The following is a 587-nucleotide window of genomic DNA, read 5'->3' on the forward strand; positions in this document are numbered from 1 at the left end:
ATATTAATATTCCATCTCAAATCTACTCGATAAATTGGAATTTATAACTAATCACAGGTTTAAATATAACTAAACTATTAATTATTAAAGTTCTTTTTCCAAAATATAACATTGTGTCTGCATACCTAATTCCTCATAAAAGCTCAAAGCTCTATTATTAAATGACCATACCATTAGATCAAGCCTTTCTGCATCTCTTTTCTTTGCTTCGTTTGATACAAATGAAAAAAGTTTTTTACCAATACCACGCCCTCTAACACTTTCATCTACGCATAAATCATCCATATATGCAATTTTCTTGTCAACCATACCACTTTTATTTCTAATAGTGACAATACATAACCCTAAAATTTCTCCACCACTTTCTGCTAATACAGAAATAACGTTATCATCTTCTATAATTTTTTCAAGTTCACTTATAGAATAAGGATGTTCCATATCTATATACACATCTGGTCTATTCACTACATGTATACCATGTATTTGTTGCATTAATTTGTCAACTTTATTATAATCGTTTATATTTATATCTCTTATTATCACTAAAATCCCCCCTAATTTATCTATATCATATCAAAAGTATAATT

At 27.6% G+C, this 587-nt stretch carries 1 protein-coding gene; it reads right to left on the reverse strand.

The features are described from left to right. Nucleotides 1–84: 84 nt before the first annotated feature. On the reverse strand, nt 85–543 hold the full coding sequence (locus CHL78_RS20450; protein ID WP_116041787.1) for a GNAT family N-acetyltransferase: 459 nt from the start codon (nt 541–543) through the stop codon (nt 85–87). Nucleotides 544–587: the final 44 nt, after the last annotated feature.

The sequence above is a fragment of the Romboutsia weinsteinii genome (assembly GCF_002250835.2).
Taxonomy (GTDB): domain Bacteria; phylum Bacillota; class Clostridia; order Peptostreptococcales; family Peptostreptococcaceae; genus Romboutsia_A; species Romboutsia_A weinsteinii.